This is a genomic window from Candidatus Pelagibacter communis, assembly GCF_001179965.1.
In the GTDB taxonomy this organism is placed as follows: domain Bacteria; phylum Pseudomonadota; class Alphaproteobacteria; order Pelagibacterales; family Pelagibacteraceae; genus Pelagibacter.
In genome coordinates this window covers 1-3,291 of the sequence record NZ_CVSH01000051.1, presented here as the reverse complement: position 1 = coordinate 3,291, position 3,291 = coordinate 1, and the positions used below count along the sequence as shown (strand labels likewise).

Annotated in this window: 3 protein-coding genes; all 3 read left to right on the top strand. The window is 27.0% G+C overall.

The window, feature by feature from the left end; all coding sequences use genetic code 11:
- Positions 1-1,221 (top strand): homoserine dehydrogenase (locus AMN73_RS02325; RefSeq protein WP_075534676.1); only part of this gene is annotated, 1,221 nt, incomplete at its 5' end.
- Entirely contained in the window at positions 1,221-2,123 is a 903-nt protein-coding gene (locus AMN73_RS02320; RefSeq protein WP_075534675.1) for an AEC family transporter, read from the top strand. The genes AMN73_RS02325 and AMN73_RS02320, both read left to right, overlap by 1 nt.
- Positions 2,124-2,996: a DMT family transporter gene (locus AMN73_RS02315; protein ID WP_075534674.1), complete on the top strand. Its 873-nt coding sequence runs from the start codon at positions 2,124-2,126 to the stop codon at positions 2,994-2,996.
- Positions 2,997-3,291: the final 295 nt, after the last annotated feature.

Sequence of the window (3,291 nt, the reverse complement as noted above, 5' to 3'; positions counted from 1 at the left end):
TTAAAAATAAAGAAAAAAGACATTGAAACAAAAACAGGTAAACAAATAAAAATTGTAGCTATCTCAGCAAAAAATAAAAATAAAAAAAGGAAATTTAAAATTGATAAAAAAATTTTTTATAGCAATCCACTAAATATTTTTAAAAATAAAATTGATATTCTAATTGAGTGCATTGGTCTTTCTGATGGAATTTCAAAATCTATTGTTGAAAAAGCTTTAAATAAAAAAATACACGTAATCACACCAAATAAAGCTCTTATTTCAAAACACGGTGACAAACTATCTGAAATTGCGGAAAAGAAAAAAGTGAATCTAGAATTCGAAGCTTCTGTTGGAGGAGGTATACCTATTCTTAGAACAATTAAAGAAGGTCTTGCAACAAATAAAATTTCAAAAGTTTATGGAATCTTAAATGGCACATGTAATTATATATTATCAGAAATGGAAATTACTAAAGATAGTTTCCAAAATGTTTTAAAAAAAGCACAGAAACTAGGTTATGCCGAACCTGGAAATCCAAAATTAGATCTTAACGGTTATGATGCTATGGCAAAGGTTAAAATCTTATCAGCACTTTCTTTTAATAAAACAATATCATCTAATAAATCCCTTATGGAAGGAATAGAGAATATCGAAAGCAAAGATTTTGATATAGCTGAACAACTTAATTTAAGGATAAAATTACTTGGTATAACTGAAATAATTGATAATAAATTATTTGAAAGAGTGCACCCGTGTTTAGTCAAAAATAATACGTATATTGCTAATGTATCTGGTGTAATGAATGCTGTTATATTAGATGGCAAGCCAGTTGGTGAAAGTGTTTTACAAGGGGAGGGTGCTGGACCTGGACCCACTTCATCTGCCTTAATGTCGGATCTTTTATCAATACTAAGAGGTAATATAAAATACCCATTTGGTATTTCTTCAAAAAAAAGAAAAAAAATACAAATTTATGACTTAAACAATTATGTTAATTCACTTTATCTTAGATTTGAGGTGAAGGATAAACCAGGTGTTTTATCGCAAATTACTAAGCAATTAGCAAAATATAAAATTTCGATACAAAGATTAATACAAATTCCTGATAATTCTAAGAAAAAAGCTTCAATTATAATCATCACACACAATGTAAAAGAATATTTTTCAAAAAAATGTTTAAATTCATTTAGGTCAAATAAAAATATAATCAAGAAACCTATAGTAATAAGACTATTTTAATGGAAATCTATATCAAACTTTTTGAGGTAGTGTTTCCAGTATTCTTTGTTGTTGGTATTGGGTATTATTTAGGTAAAAAAAACCCAAAAATTGATACTAAATTTATCACAAATTTTGCAGCTAATATTGGTACTCCAGCAATGGTTATTTACGCCGTTACTTCAACCGGAATTAATTTTGAAATATTTAGAGACTATTTTTGGTACTATTTACTCGCAATTATCTGTTTCTCAATTGTTGGTATAATTAATCTTTTTTTAATTAATACAAAAGATATAATAAGAGAATTGCCACCTTTAATCTTTCCAAATACTGGAAATATGGGCTTGCCAATTTGTTTATTTGCTTATGGATCACAAGGATTAGGAGTTTCTGCTTCTATTACTTCTTTAATTATTTTAATGCATTTTACCGTTGGTGTTTTTTTAGCAGATAGAAAATTTAATTTAGATGTAATAATTAAAAATCCTCCTTTTTATGCAATTATTTTTTCAGCTATAGTACTATTTTACGAAATTGATATGCCAGTGTTTGTAATAAATACAACAGAGTGGTTAATGTATGCAACTATCTTCTTAATATTAATGTCTCTTGGTATAGCATTAACTAGATTAAAGGTTTTTTCTTTAAATAATGCGGTAATATCATCCATAACTAGAATGTTTATTGGACCATTAATTGGTATTGGATTGATTTGGTTTTTTGATTTGGAAGGTTTTGCTGCCGGAGTTCTATTAATACAATGTTCAATGCCAAGTGCAGTATTGAATTATTTGGTTGGTTCAATTTATTCTCCTAAAAAAGTTGTTGATAGCGTGGCCAGCACTATTGTTGTATCAACATTGATGTCTTTTATAACTATTCCTATTGTAGTATATTTTGCTTTAAGATACTTTTCTTAAATGAAGGCAATAATTTTGAACCTTTCGGCCTGGGCATTATTGCCATTTATGGATGCTATTGCAAAATATCTTTCATCTGAACTATCATTTTTTCAAATAACTTGGGCAAGATATTTTTTTACAGTATTTTGGACTTTGCCTTTAATGTATTTTTTTTTCAGGAAGAATTTAACTTTTTCCGAGAATCCAAAATTGCAAATTATTAGAGGTTTGACTTTATTTTCTGCAAATATTTGTTTCTTCTATTCAATTTCAATTATTTCAATGGCTAAGGCTTTAACATTAGCATTTGTAGCGCCACTTATAACGACAGCATTATCTCCTTTTTTTTTAAAAGAAAAAGTTGGAGTAAGGAGATGGGCAGCAGTTCTAATTGGTTTTTTAGGAAGTTTAATAGTAATTAGACCAGGATATTTAGATTTTAATTTAGCCACTTTAGCAGGTTTAGGTACTGGATTTTTTTATGGAATATATTTAGTAATAACTAGAAAATTACATTCAACAGATAATCCACTATTAACATTATTACTTACTGGTGTAGTAGGGGCTTTCATTTCATCATTTTTTGTTCCAGTTGTTTGGATAAATCCAACTATAAATCAATGGATATGGTTAGGTATAATGGGAATTTTTGCTTGTTTAGGACATATATGTTTAATTTACTCACTCAGATATGCTGATGCCTCTAAATTAGCTCCTTTTGGTTATTTCGAGATAATTCCAAACATAATATTGGGATATTTAATATTTAACGATTTTCCGGATGTTTGGACATTTACTGGACTTACAGTAATTTGCCTTTCTGGATATTATGTATTCAGAAGAGAATTAATTTTAAAAAATTTAAAAGGTAATATAAACTTACCTAAATAGTAATATTTAACTTTAATATTATACTGTAAATATGTGTAATTATTACTTAAATTAATTATTATATTTTATATAAAAATTTAGTACAGAATTAGATAGAATAATTAAAATTCAGGTAAAATATTACTAAACTTTAAATAATATTAAGTATTAAGTTATTTTTTTATATTTGATCCATCGAAATTTAATTTAATGAATTTAAGAAGGTCAATTTATCAATATAAAATGGGTAAAATTCAATAGAATTGCAGATATGGAATATAGCGTTTAAAAGGCCATTGGAGGGTCTTATTTAAGC